This is a genomic window from Butyricimonas sp. Marseille-P3923, assembly GCF_900184685.1.
Classification (GTDB): Bacteria; Bacteroidota; Bacteroidia; order Bacteroidales; family Marinifilaceae; genus Butyricimonas; species Butyricimonas muris.
In genome coordinates this window covers 1,483,327-1,500,960 of record NZ_FXXL01000007.1, presented here as the reverse complement: position 1 = coordinate 1,500,960, position 17,634 = coordinate 1,483,327, and the positions used below count along the sequence as shown (strand labels likewise).

Annotated in this window: 14 protein-coding genes; 5 read left to right on the top strand and 9 right to left on the bottom strand. The window is 43.2% G+C overall.

All coding sequences use genetic code 11. The features are described 5' to 3' along the window. Window position 1: 1 nt before the first annotated feature. The 6 genes from CS948_RS17670 to CS948_RS17645 all read right to left on the bottom strand — a co-directional run bounded on the left by CS948_RS17670 (window position 2) and on the right by CS948_RS17645 (window position 9,338). Window positions 2–1,606 carry a PKD-like family lipoprotein gene (locus CS948_RS17670; RefSeq protein WP_099293217.1) on the bottom strand — a complete coding sequence of 535 codons (1,605 nt, stop codon included), beginning with the start codon at window positions 1,604–1,606 and terminating at the stop codon, window positions 2–4. Window positions 1,607–1,640: 34 nt separating this feature from the next. Next, a complete protein-coding gene (locus CS948_RS17665; RefSeq protein WP_099293215.1) occupies window positions 1,641–2,432 on the bottom strand; it encodes a DUF4843 domain-containing protein in 792 nt (263 codons plus the stop codon). Window positions 2,433–2,443: 11 nt separating this feature from the next. After that, window positions 2,444–3,952 (bottom strand): RagB/SusD family nutrient uptake outer membrane protein, encoded by a 1,509-nt coding sequence (locus CS948_RS17660; RefSeq protein ID WP_099293213.1) that lies wholly within the window; start codon window positions 3,950–3,952, stop codon window positions 2,444–2,446. A 20-nt stretch (window positions 3,953–3,972) separates the two neighbouring features. Beyond that, entirely contained in the window at window positions 3,973–7,431 is a 3,459-nt protein-coding gene (locus tag CS948_RS17655; RefSeq protein WP_099293211.1) for a SusC/RagA family TonB-linked outer membrane protein, read from the bottom strand. 91 nt (window positions 7,432–7,522) lie between these two features. Then, the gene (locus CS948_RS17650) at window positions 7,523–8,680 is read right to left on the bottom strand and encodes a FecR family protein (protein ID WP_176555113.1); all 1,158 of its coding nucleotides are present in this window, start codon (window positions 8,678–8,680) and stop codon (window positions 7,523–7,525) included. Window positions 8,681–8,780: 100 nt separating this feature from the next. Next, a complete protein-coding gene (locus CS948_RS17645) occupies window positions 8,781–9,338 on the bottom strand; it encodes an RNA polymerase sigma factor (protein WP_176555112.1) in 558 nt (185 codons plus the stop codon). A 354-nt stretch (window positions 9,339–9,692) separates the two neighbouring features. Here CS948_RS17645 and lgt point away from each other — a divergent pair, with 354 nt between their 5' ends. Beyond that, a complete protein-coding gene (gene lgt / locus CS948_RS17640; RefSeq protein ID WP_099294664.1) occupies window positions 9,693–10,517 on the top strand; it encodes a prolipoprotein diacylglyceryl transferase in 825 nt (274 codons plus the stop codon). A 161-nt stretch (window positions 10,518–10,678) separates the two neighbouring features. Here lgt and CS948_RS17635 read toward each other — a convergent pair whose 3' ends face one another. Beyond that, on the bottom strand, window positions 10,679–11,671 hold the full coding sequence (locus CS948_RS17635) for a PCMD domain-containing protein (protein WP_099293205.1): 993 nt from the start codon (window positions 11,669–11,671) through the stop codon (window positions 10,679–10,681). 416 nt (window positions 11,672–12,087) lie between these two features. Here CS948_RS17635 and CS948_RS17630 point away from each other — a divergent pair, with 416 nt between their 5' ends. Continuing rightward, window positions 12,088–13,719: a S8 family serine peptidase gene (locus tag CS948_RS17630; RefSeq protein ID WP_099293203.1), complete on the top strand. Its 1,632-nt coding sequence runs from the start codon at window positions 12,088–12,090 to the stop codon at window positions 13,717–13,719. A 4-nt stretch (window positions 13,720–13,723) separates the two neighbouring features. Beyond that, on the top strand, window positions 13,724–14,239 hold the full coding sequence (locus CS948_RS17625) for a hypothetical protein (protein ID WP_099293201.1): 516 nt from the start codon (window positions 13,724–13,726) through the stop codon (window positions 14,237–14,239). 41 nt (window positions 14,240–14,280) lie between these two features. Here CS948_RS17625 and CS948_RS17620 read toward each other — a convergent pair whose 3' ends face one another. After that, entirely contained in the window at window positions 14,281–14,985 is a 705-nt protein-coding gene (locus CS948_RS17620; RefSeq protein ID WP_099293199.1) for a phosphatase PAP2 family protein, read from the bottom strand. Between the two features lie 87 nt (window positions 14,986–15,072). Between CS948_RS17620 and ispE the strand changes: the two genes are divergently transcribed. Continuing rightward, a complete protein-coding gene (gene ispE / locus CS948_RS17615; RefSeq protein WP_099293197.1) occupies window positions 15,073–15,897 on the top strand; it encodes a 4-(cytidine 5'-diphospho)-2-C-methyl-D-erythritol kinase in 825 nt (274 codons plus the stop codon). A gap of 162 nt (window positions 15,898–16,059) precedes the next feature. On the opposite strand, the gene CS948_RS17610 is transcribed toward ispE, so the two are convergent. Next, window positions 16,060–16,602: an HdeD family acid-resistance protein gene (locus CS948_RS17610; protein ID WP_099293195.1), complete on the bottom strand. Its 543-nt coding sequence runs from the start codon at window positions 16,600–16,602 to the stop codon at window positions 16,060–16,062. 125 nt (window positions 16,603–16,727) lie between these two features. Between CS948_RS17610 and CS948_RS17605 the strand changes: the two genes are divergently transcribed. Continuing rightward, the gene (locus CS948_RS17605) at window positions 16,728–17,633 is read left to right on the top strand and encodes a bifunctional methionine sulfoxide reductase B/A protein (RefSeq protein WP_176555111.1); all 906 of its coding nucleotides are present in this window, start codon (window positions 16,728–16,730) and stop codon (window positions 17,631–17,633) included. Window position 17,634: the final 1 nt, after the last annotated feature.

Here is a 17,634-nt window from a genome sequence, read left to right as displayed (position 1 = left end):
ATCAATCCCCGATCGGATACATTTGACCCGAGGTTAAATCATTTTCGTCAAATTTGCCACTACCAAATAGGAAACGAACGTTTTTTAATTTTCCTTTCCCTTTTATAGTTTTGACCGGTGTTCCATCAGGAAGTCCTCCTACAGTGTTATACATGTAAACATGATAGCTGTCTCCGTTTTGGGTTCCGACTATTAAATAGTTGAAATTACTTTTGGTGTCACTCATCATGGCATTCCAATACTGATTAGTTATATAGGTGATTTCTTCTCCTGCGGGGATACCTTCGAATGATAATTCCGTCTCGGCGTAGTCTGGGCTATTTAGGTTACAGGCATATACATTCCCGTTATCTAAACAATATATGAATTTAGCAGACAGTCCGTTTACACTAAACGAATTGGCTTGAGCCATGTGTGAATTATTTTTCAGGATAACTCGATCACTAAAATATTGAGCCATAGCAGTCAATGATTTAACGATGTACACATAACGTTGTCCGGTGGATTCGTCTTCCATGATAAAATATCCGTTAGGAGAATTGTAACTATTCATCCCACAAGCGAGACATTTATAATTTTGAAGATTTTGGGTTAATTCTGAGCCGGAACCGTCCGCTTTGGTTAGCGGGGCGAAGCCTTGTCCCATCATATATCCCGTCCAAAAACTTTTATTGATTTCGTCCCAGTAATAATAACCGCCGTAACTTGAATGATCGTAAATGATAAAGGGACTACCTCCTGTTTCTATGGCTGGGAAGCCGAATCGTCCCGTGTTTTTGGGCATTAATCCCATTTGAATATATAAATTATCTGCCATGATTTGCCGAATGCCTTTAGAAGATATGTAGATGGAATGTGTGTTACTGCGAAGTATTGCATACGGTTTTTCATCACTTTCCATTTCATCATACAGAGTATTAGATCGATCAAACAATAGCTTTAAATCAGAGCTTCGATACGTGGCGATCTCGTTATCTTCCGTGGTGATAGTGAGCGTATGAGTCGATTCTATTTGGTCGTTGTCCGTGTTTATGTAAAAATGTCCGTAATTTATGCTTAAATTTCGGGGCTTCCCTTTTACAGCTCCTGATATTTTTGATAGAATATCTGAAGCTATTTCTCCTTTGATCGTTAATAAATCCAAATCTGAATTACCCTCCTCGTTTTCTTTCAGCACGTAGAAACCTTGGGAGAATTCCGTTGATACACTTAAATTTATTAACTTAGATACACTATAATTATTGTCTTTGGATGTAACGGTTAAACAGAGCGTGTAACTTCCCATTGATAAGTTTACTGGGTAAGAGAGTTGCTTTTCTGTGCCGATAATGGTTGGCTCTATTATATTACCGTCACTGTCGGGTTTACCGGTTTGTCCATTGTATAATGTCCAGACAAATTTCAGGTCGTTTTCCGAGTATCCGTTTATAACCGGTATAATGTTTAAAGATTCTCCTATAAAGGCGGTACATTCATAGGTTTCCTCGATACCGGAAATTTGTATGTCGTTAATGTTTTGGAGGATTCCTGTTGAGTCATCGTCAAAACAAGCCGTGCAAAGCAAAGTAGCTATCAATGTCAGTAGCCCGAATATATTTCTTTTCATAGGTATTCTTCTTATATTTGTCACTAAATTTTCGTTACATAATTACTATGGGTATCTCAACAAGGGTCCCGTCTTCCTCGCGTAGTGCCTCCAGCCCCTGGTCTGCACGCTGTTGATTTAATTCTGCAAGTTTGCGTCTTATTAAATTGCTTAAGTATGCCGTGTAGCCGGAGTCTCCGTTGAGCAACTCTTCAATGTATTTGTCATCCCATCTTTCTTTGGTCGAGTCAATTAGGAATTGATGTTTTACAGGACCGTAAGTCCCAAAATAAACGTTGCATATATCATTCCACTGGGATGGTTTAGTCAAACGGTCTGAGATAGTTATAATTCTTGTACAATATTCTTCGTAACCGCGATGGAATTCGTTGTTTTCTTTAAAAGTAACATGTAAAACGACATCTTTTTCTTTTAATGATGGGTCGCGTTTCACCACGATAGGTATTTGGAAGCGGGCTTTGCTTCCCGGTATAAAATAGAAGTTATTTTTCAATCCGGGATCATCGAATGATACATAATGGACACCTGCTACCGCATCATTTTTATCTACTTTAACCTGTTCCAGTTCAAACGGGCGAGGTGCATCAGAGACGAATCCCATTGTTTCGACTTCAAACCATAAAGTATCTGTCGTTTTATCGTTATTGTACACAAATGAATATGTGGATTTGGGGGAATTTTCATCAAAAATAACATTTTCATCTAGATTTTGAAAATAAAAATGAATCCAGCAATCTTTTGTATCGTATGGAGAAAGATCTTTTTCACAGGCTGTCATGCCGATGAGTAAGATATTAAGCAATATATAGTTTATTCTTTTTTTCATAACATTACTTTTTAATTATTGGGGTTGTATTCTGTTTGAGGAAGAGGGACGATATATTCGTCTTCCTGTACTTCTTCTGCTTTCCAAAGCATTTTTGCAGAATTGATACGTTTGTAGGTGTAAAACATTTGTCCTTCACCAAATAATTCGCGGCGGTATTCGTTTATGATTTCTTCTTTTACTTCATTCGTAGAACCAAATGTAGAATGATTTGATACTGCACAGGATCTCATGTAGGTAGTATACAATGAATTTGCCTCTGTTAGTGAAGTCGTTGTTTCTATTGCAATCAGATAGATTTCGGACATGCGTAACATTGGGATAATTTGATGTTTTAGCATCAAATCGTTGGTAGTTTCTTCCGAGTACCAGTATTTTTTTAGCGTTGGACATATTGCCCCGGAGGGAGCCTTGGCCTGACGATTCCATATGTTATTATAGCGATTGTGTGAGCCTGTTGAACTTGCAATAGATAGATACAGCTGATGGAGCATATCCTCGGTTAGATACAAATATCTAGAAGTGATCTGCCAATCAAGTCCCCAGTTACCACCGACTAGGACATTGTTTGCGTATGTGTTTATATCGTATTTGCTAAGATAGAATAGACATTCTGATGGACAGGCAAAGCGGTTGGCTCCCATATCAGTAAGTCCGCTTAATTCCATTATCGGATTACCATCTATTCCTTTTGCGTTGATAACACTCATAGCTGCTTTATAGGCATTGTTATTTTCACCCAAGTATAAATACATGCGGGCTTGTAATGCTTTTACTGCCCAATAATTCAAGCGGAATTGGCGATAATAGAAATAAGAATCTTCCATTAATGTTGTTGTTGGAGAATTCAAGTCTTCGAATGTATATTGGAAAATGGGATCATTGTCTTCCAATAATGATAAAGCTTTATCTATATCCGCTTTTAAAAGGGTAACATAATCATCAAATGCATAATAAGAAGGCATTTCATTAATTCCCGTTACGTAAGAATAGGGAAGGCTTACTTGTTTGGAACCTCCTTGGGGCAATTGTCCGAAAAGACGCAAAACATCTAGTTGGCAGTATGCCCGGATCGCATAAGCTTCTCCTGTAATAGTCGCTCTTGTTTTTTCGTCATTAATTGCTTCGCCTCCAGCTTCAGCATGTTTAATAATAACATTTGCTTGGGCTATGGTATTGAACAATCCTCTATAGATTTCATCAATAGGGGTTAAAACTGCATCTTGCGTGTAAGAATGTGTTGTCAGATAGTAATATTCTGGAGTCCGAGTCTTATTTTCTTCAGGACAATACCATAAGTTTGCTAACAATTCTACAGTCGTCATTGTCATGCGCTGTCCGTATGTTTTTTGATCTGCCATTGCCATATAGCATCCGGTCAAAGCATCGCGGAAACCTTTATAAGTACGGAATTGATCCTCTTCTTTTATCGTGTTTCCTGCACGTACATCTAGCCAATCATCACAAGAGGTGAGACAAACGGTAAGAAGAGCAAATAGAAATAATATATATGTCTTCATAATTTCTTTTATTTTGAGAGTTAAAATAAGAGTTTAATACTTCCTTGAATATTACGAGCAAACGGGTAATTAGTACCGCGTTCCATTTTGATGGATGAGAAATGGAATAGATTAGAAATATTAACCCCGAAAATCACGGTGTTTAAATTAGTCCATTTTTTTAGTTTTTCGTTTTTCCATTTATATTGCAGGCTAACCGATTGAATCTCGAAAACATTGTCATCCATGACATAGCGGGATGTGGAACGAGTTTCGTTATTGGATAGTTTTTTAAAGAAGGCAATATCGCCTACTTCGTACCAACGATTTTTCAATACTCGAGAGTCTGCGTTGCTATTTATTAATGAATTTGTTGTGACCTCGACTTTATCTCGTAATGTTTGATTATAAGTTTTGCCTCCCCAGTAATAATAAAATGAAACATTTAGCGTAAAATCTTTCCATTGTAACATCGTACTGGCGTTACCCCGGTAGAGCGGTTCGGCAGCTCCTAAACAAACTTTGTTGGATGCTTTCCATTCCCGACAGATGTTTCCATCCTTATCCAAAAATATCTCTTTTCCTGTACTTGGGTCTATTCCCAGTGAACGAACTGCGTAAATAGCATTTTGGGGATCTCCCTCGTAGAATAATTTCTGAACATCGTTAATGGCATTTCCCTCGCCATCTTCATCTTGCTTCATGTAAGCTTCTGTTTGTGCTTTGATAGCTTCCGAGAGTTTAGAGATTTTATTTTTGTTATAAATTAATTGTCCTGTTATTATCCAGTTAAAATCTTGTTCCCTGTTACGGATGATATAAGTACTTAATGTGGCTTCAAATCCGTTGTTTTTTACTTCTCCGATATTAGCGTTATATGATGTAAATCCCATGGAAGAGGGGATGTTTATACTTGATAGCAAATTGCTGGTATTCTTGGTATAAACATCCAAAGAACCTTTAACACGATTTTCCCATAAGCCAAATTCCAAACCGAAATTCAGTTGGTTTGTTGTTTGCCATGTTAGATTGGGGTTTCCCCATCCTGTTAATTGTGCCCCTGTCCAATTTGCGTATTTATTATCTGTTATGTACTGATACATGGTGTAAGCATCAGTCATTGTGGCTCCTGTGGTAGAGCCTGTTTCGCCGTAAGATGCTTTCAAACGTAAGGTATTGATAATTGGAATATTTTGCAGGAACTTCTCCCTATGTAAATTCCAGCCTAATCCCAGACTGTAAAATGGTGCGTATTTTTTGTTACTTCCATACGTGGAATTACCGTCAATGCGATAGGAAAAGTCAATATAATACCGGTTGTCATACGTGTAATTGATATTGGCTGTCACACCGAATTGACGGCTTAGCGAGGTGCTACCGGAAGGGAGTTCGTTTTTTGCGTATTGACGGGCGTCACCGATAGAATTTAGATCTTCATTGGAAAAACCTTCTAGTGCAATGGAAAAATTATCAGACTTGGATTGTTGCATCGACCAGTCAAGACCGGTATATAAGGAGTGAACATCGTTAATTATTTTGTTGTACGACAGGGTGATGTTCATGTTATAAGAAAATAGTTTCCCGTTTCCATAACGATATAGACCACGACGAAGAAATCCTTCATCCGTACTGTACTCGTCTCTGCCTGCTCCTGTTGTAAAATAGGAGTGCTCGGAAGGTAGAAAATAATCACTTGTGTTTTGAGTGTTCGAAATACCTAATTGACCTCTTAATGTCATATCTTGTATGATTTTCCAGTCAATGGAGAAATTGTTGGTTAGTTCCTGATAACCATTTTTATCAAATGTGTTTAGCGTGGCATCATACAAAGGATTTTGTTGTCTGTCGTTGGTAACACCTTCACAGAATGGTGCAAAATAACGAACTAACTTCCCATTTTCATTATATGGGGCGTTATACGGTTGTTGTGCAGCATACGTGCTGAAAACTCCGTAATTACTTTCGTGGCTACGGTTTATTCCAATAGAGGTGTAATTCCTGAAAATTAGGTTCTTCATTTCATACATGAGTGTGATTGACCCATTAAATGTACGGCGGGAAGAACCTTTCATGGCTCCCTGCGTGTTATTGTAAGACAACGAAGTGGCCCAACGTAATTGTTCACTTCCCCCTTCCAGGCGGAGGTTGTATTTAGCACCTACTCCCGTATGGAGCGGTTTGGATAACCAGTCTGTGTCAATACCTGAAAGAACATCTTTTAACCGTCTATTATAAGCCTGATTGTAAAGTTGTTCTTGGGTGGCATAATCTCCGTAATTTGTTGCGGGAACTTTGTAAAGTCCGGCAAGTTGCTCAACTTCCAGTTTTTCATTTGCATTCAATAAATCATAAGAAGTTAAATCAGGAATTTCCAGAGAGAAACCCATTTCTGCACTGATTTTTAATTTACCGGGTTCCGGTTTTTTGGAAATTACTACAATAACCCCGTTGGCTCCACGTGAACCATAAATGGCGGTTGCGGCTGCATCCTTTAAAATATTAATTGATTCTATTTCTTCATCGTTATAGTCCATCAGTTTTGTAAGGGATATTTCAAAACCGTCCATGATAATAAGCGGGGTATTCGGATTGTTTTTATTGCTTTCGTTGAACTCGGCCACATTCATGGGCAATGATGCATTACCGCGAATATTCAAAGAGGGAATTGAATTGGGGTTGCTACCGTTAAGGTTATCAATAGAAAAATTTAGTGAGGCATCAATATTTTTTAATGTTTGTAATAGATTCTGTCCGCGATACATGTCTAGTTGTTCTTTGTTAACAGAGGTAACTGCGCCTGTGTAACTCTCTTTTGCTTTCTTGAAGATACCGGTTACCACGATTTCATCGATTTCTGTATTGTCCTCTTCTAGAATAATATGAATAGAACGATTGTCTTGCATACAGTCATAGGATACCTGTTGTGATTTCATTCCTACGAAAGAGATAATTAAAGTAATTTTTTCTCCTTGTGTAAGTTCTAATGTGAAATTACCATCAATGTCGGTTGCTACTCCTAGGTTTTGTCCCTTAACGACAACTGTAGCACCAGGTAATGCAATGTTTTCTGAATCGGTTATCCGTCCGCTTAAAGTGATTTTCTTTTTCTCGTTTGTTGTTTTGGCTTGCGAGTTCTTTAATTTTGGAGAAATAATAATCACGTTGTCTTCAATCGTGTAAGCGAGTTTTGAACCTTCTAGAAAAACATCAAGAATCTGTTTAATGGTTACATTCTTGAGATTAATCTTTTTAGCTGGTAATTGTCTAATTTCCTCGTGATTGTACAAGAACCGGTAGTGGGTGAGGTCCTTTAGCTGGTTAATAACCATTTCAGCCGGAATACTATCCGCCTTGAAATCAATTCCTCTCTCTTGGGCAATCACTTTCGTGAATGACGTAAGGATTAATCCCACGATCATGATGAGTGTCAGTTGCATGATTCTACAACTTTTTTGCAACACTTGTCTTTTCAAGTGACAAGAGTTTCTGTTTTTTTTCATAACTTTGTCAATTAAGTAATTCAACTTCGTTTGAGTTTTGCCGGAGTAGGGGTCGAAGTCTTCTCCGGCTATTTTTATGTTCGATATTATATTATTCCAAGGTAATTGTTATCGTTTTCCCGTTAATCGTGAATGATATATTTGTGGTCAGTCCGATCATGTGCAGTATCTTGTCGATATCTTCATAACGATCGATCTCTCCGCTGAAATGCAAGTCCCGTATTTTCGCTCCGCTAAAGAAGATATTCACGTCGTACCAGCGGGACAGTTGTGTCATGATGTCTTCCAGACTCTCGTTATCGAAAAGAAAACGTCCGTGGCGCCACACGCTTTGCTGGCGGGCGTTTATTTTACGGATGGTCACGTCGTTGTTTGTATTTAATATCGCTTGTTCATCAGGGATTAGCTTGAATTCCTTGTTGTTAACGATGAGTCCGATGGAGCCTTCTTCTAGCGTGGTCTTCTGGTATGAGTCGTCCGGATAGGCTTTCACGTTGAATGTCGTCCCGTAAACACGGATAGTCGCTTTCGTTGTTTTCACGATGAAGGGCATCGTGTCGTCATGTTTCACCTCGAAATAGGCTTCTCCTTCCAGTTCCACCTCTCGTTTCTCGCCCGTGAAACGAGTCGGGTAGGATAGACGGGAGTTCGCATTCAGCCACACTTTGGTGCCGTCTGCCAGCACTATGGCGAATTCTCCGCCCCGGGGAACGACTAGCTTGTTGATTGTCGGGATTTCGGTAGAACTTCCCGTGTGTTTCAATTCGTTGTTGGAGATGACCACGGACGAGTCTTGTGTCAGGATAGCGTTCATGTTCTCTTTGATCTCTATAACTTTTTTATCCCCGGTGTACAAGGTTGCCCGGAAACTTCCGGGGTGTATCTGGACGGGAGAAGTGGTCGGCGTTGTTGTTTTTCCCGTGTAATACCAATAGGAACCGGCAGCGAGTAATAGCATCATTGAGGCAGCGATACCTGCCACCCGATAGAAGATTCTCCGGTTTCTCTTTTTCCGGGAAGCCTGCCATTTTTTCCACTCCTGTTCAATTCCGGTGTTTATGCGGTTGTATTGTTCCAAACTGTTTTCCACGTTTTGTCGCGATAAAACTTCCCGTACGATTTTTTCATCGTCTTCATGAGCCTGTCCCCGGGATTTTATTTCGTCGGTTTCCTGCTCGTTGGTTTTCCCCGTGAGGTAACGTCCGATCAGTATCGCTCGTTTTATCGTTTCTTCAATTTGTTTTCTCATTTCTCTCCTGCTTGATTTTCGTATATGAAACACCTTCATAACGATTTGGATGGAGGCAAAAAGTGACTTTTTTTGAAGAAAAGTTATATGTTATTGAATATTAGGAAAGTAAAAGAAGTAAAGTCTTTAAATATTTTAGTTTCTGTCTTAGTTCTGCGTAACTTTTGGCTTTGTGGCTTTTCACGGTGGAAACAGCGATTCCTAGCTCCTGTGCGATTTCTTCATTCGATTTTTCTTCCAATGCGAGAAGTAGTATTTTTTGTTCCATTCCGGTTAAATGCTTGATTTCATTGTGAATGATATGAAATATTTCTTTCTTCATGATCGTTTCATGCATGAAATCCTCGCTTTGCAGGTACTGTAAATTCTCCGCTATAAATTTGTTATGCACTTGTTGATGACGGAGTATATTTAAACACGCATTGCGGATAGATTTGTAAAAAAACGCCCTTATTGCGATCAGACTGTTGAAGTCACCCCGACAATCCCAGTATTTTAAAAAAACATCATGAACCACGTCTTTACATTCTTCTTCGGAGGGTAAGAGGTTGTTGGCGAATGAAACAAATAAAGCAAAATATTCCTCGTAAAAGATCTTCAATGTCTTTTCCTTGCCAATTTTTAATTCCTCTGCTAAAAGTTGTTCACGATCATCCATACACGTGCGCATTTGTAATTACAAATATAATATATTTTTAATTAGGTGTTACATTTGATAAGATAATCGTTCGTGTTATAAGTTACGGGGATGGAGATTGGCATTTGGTGAGGCATATCTTGATTCCATGAAAATAAACGGGAAATATACCGTATTCCTAGGGTAATAATACCTCACGTTACTTGCAATCCGCTTTGCTTGCGCTTGTTGCGCCCTTGGGGAAGGGGGCTGTAACGGGGGAATACCTGTGCTGTAACCGGGATGAGGTAGTATTACCTTGGGATTACCGTGGGAACACGGGGAATATTTGACTATTTTACGTACCTTTGGCTCGAGTTGATTATCTGTTTTGTTATGATGTTTATCCGTTGGAATGTCGAGCCGGTGGCTTTTACGGTGTTGGGGGTGCCGATTATGTACTACAGCCTGCTGTTTATCGCGGGGACAGTGTTGTCCGTGTGGATATTGAAGCGGGTGTACGAGAGGAACGGGATGCCGTGGGAACATTTGCAGGTGTTGGTGGTGTTGAGTTTGGTGGGTTTGTTTCTCGGGGCGAGGATAGGACATTGTTTGATTTACGAGTATGATTATTACTGGAAACATCCGTTGGAGATCTTTTTGCCTGTCAGGGAATTGCCGGGAGGAGGCTACGTGTTTTCGGGCTACGAGGGGATGGCGAGCCACGGGGGAGCGCTGGGATGGATTGTGGCGTTGGTGATTTATTCCCGGGTAACGGGGGAGAAGATTATTCGAACGTTGGACGCGATTGCTTTGGTGTTGCCGTTGGCGGCTTGTTTTATACGGTTGGGAAATCTGGTCAACTCGGAGATTGTCGGGAGCGGGACGAGTGTGCCTTGGGCTTTTGTTTTCGAACGGGTGGATGGTGTACCCCGGCATCCGGCACAGTTGTACGAGGCGATGGTGTATTTGGCTATTTTCGGGGGAAACATGTTGCTTTACCGACGGGTGGGGTTGAGGCGTTACCCGGGGATGTTGTGGGGAGGGATGCTCGTGGCGGTATTCTGTGCCCGTTTCCTGTTGGAATTTTTGAAAGAGCGTCAAGTGTCTTTCGAGGAACAGATGTCACTGGATTTGGGACAGGTGTTGAGTATTCCTTTTATTTTCGCGGGGATGCTGTTTTTGTTATTCGCTTGGCGGGTAAGTCGTGCAAACGGTTAGTTATTCTTTTCCCACTCTTGGGGCTATGGATTCGCTACCTCAAGAGGGCATTATGAATATAGCATAAACACATCATGAACGCAGATTTACGACTATGCTACGTTCATGATACGTTTATGCTACGTTCATGAGGGCAGGAAGGGGTAGGGAAAGGGTAGGGGTTAGTATGCCAATCGCACGTTGTCTACCCAGAATTTGTTACCGACGGAGCCGATGTACGCTTCCCCGTAGCTGGAGGAGATGCGGAAGACGAGATGAGTCGGTTGGTCGTCAGCGTCCCCCCAGCCTACTTCCTCGATAGGTACGGATTTGCCTTTGCTGTTGATGCAATAGAGGGATTGTTCCTTGGGAATCAGTTGCATGAAAGGTTTGTATCCCGGTTGTCCGGTGGCGTTGCCGTACAGGATTTCCAGCCTGTGGTTGTTTACCCAGTCGGGGTTCGTTTCCGAAATACGTTCTACCACGGTGCCGACGCGTTTGGCGAACACGTTGCCGTTGGCATCTTCCCAGCGTTTTTGCAATATCACGTATATCTCGGCGGAGTCACGCCCGGGGACGTTCACTATTTTACTGAATCCCGTGGCTTTGATTCGGTGGTCAGTTTCCGGGATGTACATTTTATAATCGAGTACGACGGCTTTCGGGGTTTCCGTGAAAGGGATTCCGGCGTTCAATTTGCTTTGCGGGTTTTTGGTATCCTTGATGGGTTCCAGCATTTCCCCGAGGTAAATAGTACCCGGCACGAGCACGGTGATATTCACGAGTCCCAGCACTTTGCAGTTTTCCATGAGTGTTTCGAGGCGCACGCATTGTCCGTCGCCTCTTTTCTCCGGGAACACGGAGATACTGCATTTCGTGACACCGCTGACTTTTGCCATCACGTTGGATGTACGCCAAGGGGATACGGGGGAACTGTTGTACGGAACGGCACCTCGAATGGTATCTACGGGGGCAACCTCGTAAAGGATTTTCGTGTTTCCGCCGATAACGAATGATTCGTCGATGATTCGGACCATCCAACTGTTGAAATCCCCGTAAGGAATCAGTTTTTCCGTGATCGGTGGAGCTGTTTGGGCTATACCGTTCATGCTCGTTCCCAAGATGATACCCAGACATAAAGTCTTTATCGCTTTACTGTATACCAATTTCTTCATTTTACTTTGTTTTCTATTGTTCGAATATCTTTTACGGCGGATAAACCTTTAGGTTGTCATGCAAGAAGTATGCCGATATAATTGAAAATTGAAAAATGAGAATTGAAAATTAGCTTCGCGAGTTTGAAATTAAGAAGAACAAGCGAGAAGTATTCCGGCAAACATGTATACCGACCTATCGGGTTAAGGCCAATTCAAGGGCAGGTAAAGAGTAGGTTAAGTGTAGCAAGGGTTGAGAGTTTGTCATGCCACTAATTAAAAATTATGGCAATTTTAAACTCGTGAAGCTAATTTTCAATTCTCCATTTTCAATTGTAAGTGTACCCCGTTTTTGTCGGTTGTTCGTTATGCTTTCGGGAGATTGCAAAAGGGAGGAATACATGGATGATTTGTATAATGAATAAAAGAATGTTTGTATGAAAAATTGGTATGTAATGTTGTTCTGTTGTATGTGCTTGTGTGGAATGGTGCAAGGGCAGGAAACGGTATGGACGAAGAAGAATTTGCCTCATGATTGGCATTTGAGGTCTGTCGAGAAGGACGGGATACACGGGGCAGCCGTGTATGATGCTTACGATTATCTGAAAGGACGTGAGCCGAAGCGGCGGGTTGTGGTGGCAGTGATAGACGGTGGGGCGGATATCGCGCACGAGGATTTGCGGGGGAGTTTGTGGGTAAACGAGGGTGAAATTCCGGGTAACGGGATTGACGATGACGGGAACGGGTACGTGGACGACGTGCATGGATGGAATTTTCTGGGAACTCCCGATGGGGGTACGGTAAAGACGATATCGGCGGAAGCGGACCGGTATTATATGTATCTGAAAAAGCGTTTCGAGGGGGTGGACACGAATCGCTTGTCGAAGAAAGATAGGGCTCTTTATTGTTATTACGTGAATGAATTGCCCAAAATATCTGAATTGGCCGATGCTTATAACACTTATATAAACGTGAAGACTTATTCGGAACGTATGGACGGGTTCGATCGGCAGTTGAAGGAAATGCATCCCGGCGTGGAGTTGGGCAAGGAGCATTTTGTCGCCTTGGGCGAGAAGTTGGAGAACGCGGCGGATAAGGAGGCGTTTGAATATTATCTTGATCGTTGGAAATATTCTCCCAAGTATAACTGGGAGCAGATGTTGAATTTGCGGCATACGCTTTTGACGACTTTCAAGGGACGCTATAATAGTAAACTCCGGGCTTACGAGGCGGACGGGCGGAAGAGCGTGGGGGATGACCTGAATAATATCAAAGATCGTTTCTATGGCAATGCCACGATGACGCCTCACGAGCATGGATCTCACGTGGCGGGAATCATTGGTGCGACACGGAATAACGGGGTGGGTATTGATGGGGTTGCCGATGTGCGGTTGATGAGCCTGCGCGTGTGTACGGACGGCGGCGACGAGTATGACAAGGATGTTGCCACGGCTATCCGGTACGCGGTGGAGAATGGGGCTAATGTTATCAATATCAGCTTGGGACGTTCTGTTTCCATGCACAGGGAATGGCTGGACGCGGCTCTTCGGTTCGCGGAAAAGAAAGGGGTGTTGGTTGTGCATGCGGCAGGGAATAACGGTCGTTGCACGAATGATGCTTATGATTATCCGACAAGGTATTTGAGTAACGGGAAGACGGTGGCGAATTTGATTAACGTGGGTAACTCTTACGCGGACGGGATGCCCGTGAACAGTTCCAATTTCGGTAAGGATGAGGTCGATTTGTTCGCGCAGGGGGGGGCTGTTTATTCCACGATCGTGGGGAATCAGTACAAGGAGTTTACCGGAACAAGCATGGCGGCTCCCGTGGTGGCGGGGGTGGCAGCCCTGATTTGGAATTACTTCCCGGAATTGAGCGTGAAGGAGTTGAAACAGGTGTTGCTTGATGGGGTTACATCCCGGAGAGGGGTGGAGGTAACCCGTCCCGCGGGGATTAAGGCTCTGGGAAAAGACAAGGTGTATTTCGAGGATTTGTGTGCTTCCGGGGGAATATTGAACGCCCTCGGATCGGTGAAATTGGCAGAAAAATTGTGTAAAGAGAAAAAATAGAAGGATGAAGAAAAGAATTTTTATTTTAACGGGTGTGACGATTGTTATCGCTTTCGTTATCGCAATCTTGTATCTTGGAAAAGGTGAAAAAGGTGAGGTCGTTTGTGATATGACGACCTTGGTGGGGGTTTACGAGGGGGAAGCGACGTTAGATATACCGGAGAAGATTAGGTCTATGGCGAAGGATTCCAATGGCAATTCTTTGATTCCCGACGGTCCTATTCCTTGCAAGGTGGCGATCGGGACGGACGGGGAAGGAAAAGTCGGGCTCGAGTTGGTAGGGTTCAAAATGCCCGTGGAGGGAGTGGAAATGAAAGCGATACCGTGTAGCGTGACCCTGCTTGACGGGGCTTTTCGGCTCGCGGGGGATGGAAAAGTGGACTATGGCGGACAGAAGTTTTCTTATTCCCACAAGGGAAAAATGAAAGACGAGGAACTGGAGTTGAGCGCAACATTGACTATCATCCCTTTCGTGATAGAACCGAAAGTCATATTCAAAGGGAGAAGAATGATTCAGTGATTGTCGATTTCAATCTAAAATCGTAAATCATAAATCTAAAATCAATTCGTTCTCCACCAGATGCAGTAGATGGCGAAGCAGGCGATAGTGAGCAAGCCCGTGTAAATGATGACTGACGTGTGAGTCATATTACACGGGCGTTTTACTAAAGCCCTGTTTTCTTGGTAATGCAGAACGGAGGCGATTCCGTTTACGCGGAGGCTGAAACGATAGATGCCGTAAGTGATGAAACCTGCCGCGAATCCTACCGCGGTGCCGAAAAGCAGATCACCGGGATAGTGTACTCCCACGTAGATGCGCGTGTAACAGGTGACGATAGCCCAAAGCATGAAAAAGGTGGTGACAGCTCTGTTTTTGAACAGTAGCATCGTGAAACACGCCAAAGCGAACGTGTTGGCGGCGTGACAAGAGGGGAATCCGAATTTTCCGCCCCGACGACCGTTGACGAGGTGTACTATGTCCGCGATCTCCGGGTTACGGGAAGGGCGGGGACGCTCGAATATCGGTCGCAATATGGAACTGCAAGTCTGGTCGGCAATCAAGATCAGTAGCGCGAACATGATCGCTGTGAAAATAGCCATGCGCGGGTTGAAATTGCGGCACAACACGTACAGGATTGACGCGTACAGGGGTATCCATACCAGTTTTCCGGTGAATATATACATGAACGAGTCTAGATAGGGCGTGTGCAGGGCATTGAGCGCCAAGAATATAGTTTGGTCTAGTGATTGCAGGGATTCTAACATGGCACGAAATATTTATATGATAGCTTACTTTGGCAAATATACTGAAAAATGCTACATTTGCCAGAAGAGAGTTTATAAAGTTTACACATGATATTGTTCCCGAACGCGAAGATTAATATAGGACTTTATGTCACGGAGAAAAGACCGGATGGTTTTCACAATATAGAAACCGTGTTTTACCCGATAGACTTGCGTGATATTCTTGAGATTCACGAGGTGAAGGGAAGCAAGGGAGTATGCTCGTTCACTTCGACGGGCATCCCGATTGATTGTGCCCCGGAGAAGAATCTGGTCACGCGGGCGTATTACTTGTTGGCGGAAGAACACGGGTTGCCTTCTGTCGATGTACACCTGCACAAAGTTATTCCTTACGGAGCCGGTTTGGGAGGTGGGTCTGCCGATGCCGCTTTTACGCTGGTGGGGTTGAATGGATTGTTCGCTTTGGGGTTGAGCGAGGGACAATTGATGGCGTACGCGGAGCGGTTGGGAAGTGATTGCGCCTTTTTCGTGAGGAACCGACCGGTGTTTGCTTTCGGGAAGGGTGAGTTGATGGAAGCCGTGGACTTGTCGTTGGCTGCTTACTCGATGGTGCTCGTGAAACCGGACCGGGGAGTATCCACGCCGGAAGCCTACCGGGGAATTGTACCGTGTGCCGCTATGTTTGATTTGCGGGAGATCGGAAAGTTGCCCGTGAGAGAATGGAATGAGGTGATTCGGAATGATTTTGAAGGTTCGGTTATTCCTAAAGTCCCGGAGATTGGGGAAATAAAAGACCGTTTGAAGTCCTTGGGGGCTCTTTACGTTTCTATGACCGGGAGCGGATCGGCAGTGTATGCGCTGTTTGATAATCCCGTTGACATCGAAAAAGAGTTCCCGGGATGTTTCGTGTGGCAGGAGAAAAAGGGTTTATAAGGTTCATAAAGTTTGTAAAGTTTATAAAGTTGATTGCCTCCCGCGGGTGCTTTATCGACGGTAGCATAAGTTGTCGTTAAACATTGTTCGAAGGACACCTGCTACTTTATAAACCTTATAAACTTTACGAACTTTATAAACTAGAGAAATCTCGTTCCGTTTCTATTTCACGAAAGCGTAAATGAACGAAGATATTCCCGCGAACATGAAACTGAGTCCTGTCCAGATAATAATGTTGAATATCCCGAATACGGGGAAGAAAACAATCATGAACGAGAATATGAGGGTGATGATGCCCGCGGTGAGTATCCATCCCCATCCCCTGACTCTTAAGGAGGACATCTCTATGGACTCGGAGATGAAATCTATACTCTTGAACATGAGGATAAATCCAACGATGTAGGGGAGTATGTCTTCGGCTATCGCGGGATGGAGCAGTAAAACAAAACCGATCACGAGGTCGAGTAACCCGATAAACAGGCCCCATCCCCAGTTGCGGGAGCTTCCGCCCACGAAGGCGTTCAGCACTTCGCTGATACCGAGCACGATGATCATAATACTAAAGTACATTGCCAGTCCGAAGTAAGACACGGCAGGGTGGCGAACGATACCTACCCCGAAAACGAACAGCACGATGCCCAAGATTAGGTATAACCATCTGAATCCTTTAGGTCCGGCTGTTGTAGTTGCAGTTCTTGTTGTCATATCTCTTAATTTTTAGTTTAGTTCATATCCTTTATATGTGAAAAGCTTCGGAAAAGTTGTTATATTGCCTTGAAAAATGCATAACTTTATGGACGGGGATACGTTTCACGATTTAAAACGAGGTTATGAAAAGAGGATTATTGATATTGATGTTGTTTTTGGTAAATTACACGATTATGGCACAGAAGAAAGAGTTGACGGCAGACGAGAAACAAGTGATACTTTACAAGGCGACGGAACGTCCGTTCACGGGTAAATATTATGATTTCAAGGCAAAGGGTACGTATGTTTGCAAACAATGCGGGGCTCCGCTGTATCGTTCGGAAGATAAATTCGATTCCCGTTGCGGTTGGCCGAGTTTTGACGACGAGATAAAGGGAGCGGTGAAACGGGTGCCGGACGCGGACGGAAGACGCACGGAGATTGTTTGTGCCCGTTGTGGGGCTCATCTCGGGCACGTGTTCACGGGGGAGGGATTCACTTCCAAGAATACCCGGCATTGCGTGAACTCTATTTCAATGGAATTTGTACCTGCCGACCAGTTGAAGGTGGATACTGCCGTGTTCGCGGGCGGATGTTTTTGGGGAGTGGAGTATTACATGAAAAAAGCTCCCGGAGTGCTTGCCGTGGAGTCCGGTTACACGGGAGGTACCGTGGAAGATCCTTCATACGAGGAGGTATGCGAAGGGGGAACGGGACACGTGGAGGCTGTACGGGTGTTGTTCGATAAGTCGAAAACGGATTACGAGACGTTGGCAAAACTCTTTTTCGAGTTGCACGATCCGACGCAATTGAACCGGCAAGGACCGGATTACGGGGAACAATATCGTTCGGAGATATTTTATAACAGTCCGGAACAAAAGGCTATTGCCGAGAAGTTGATCCGACAATTGAAGGAGAAAGGGTATGATGTAGTGACAAAACTTGCTCCGGCATCAGTTTTCTGGGTTGCCGAGGATTATCATCAGAATTATTACGGGCGAAAAGGAACGCTGCCGTATTGCCACGGGTACACGAAAAGATTTAATTAAT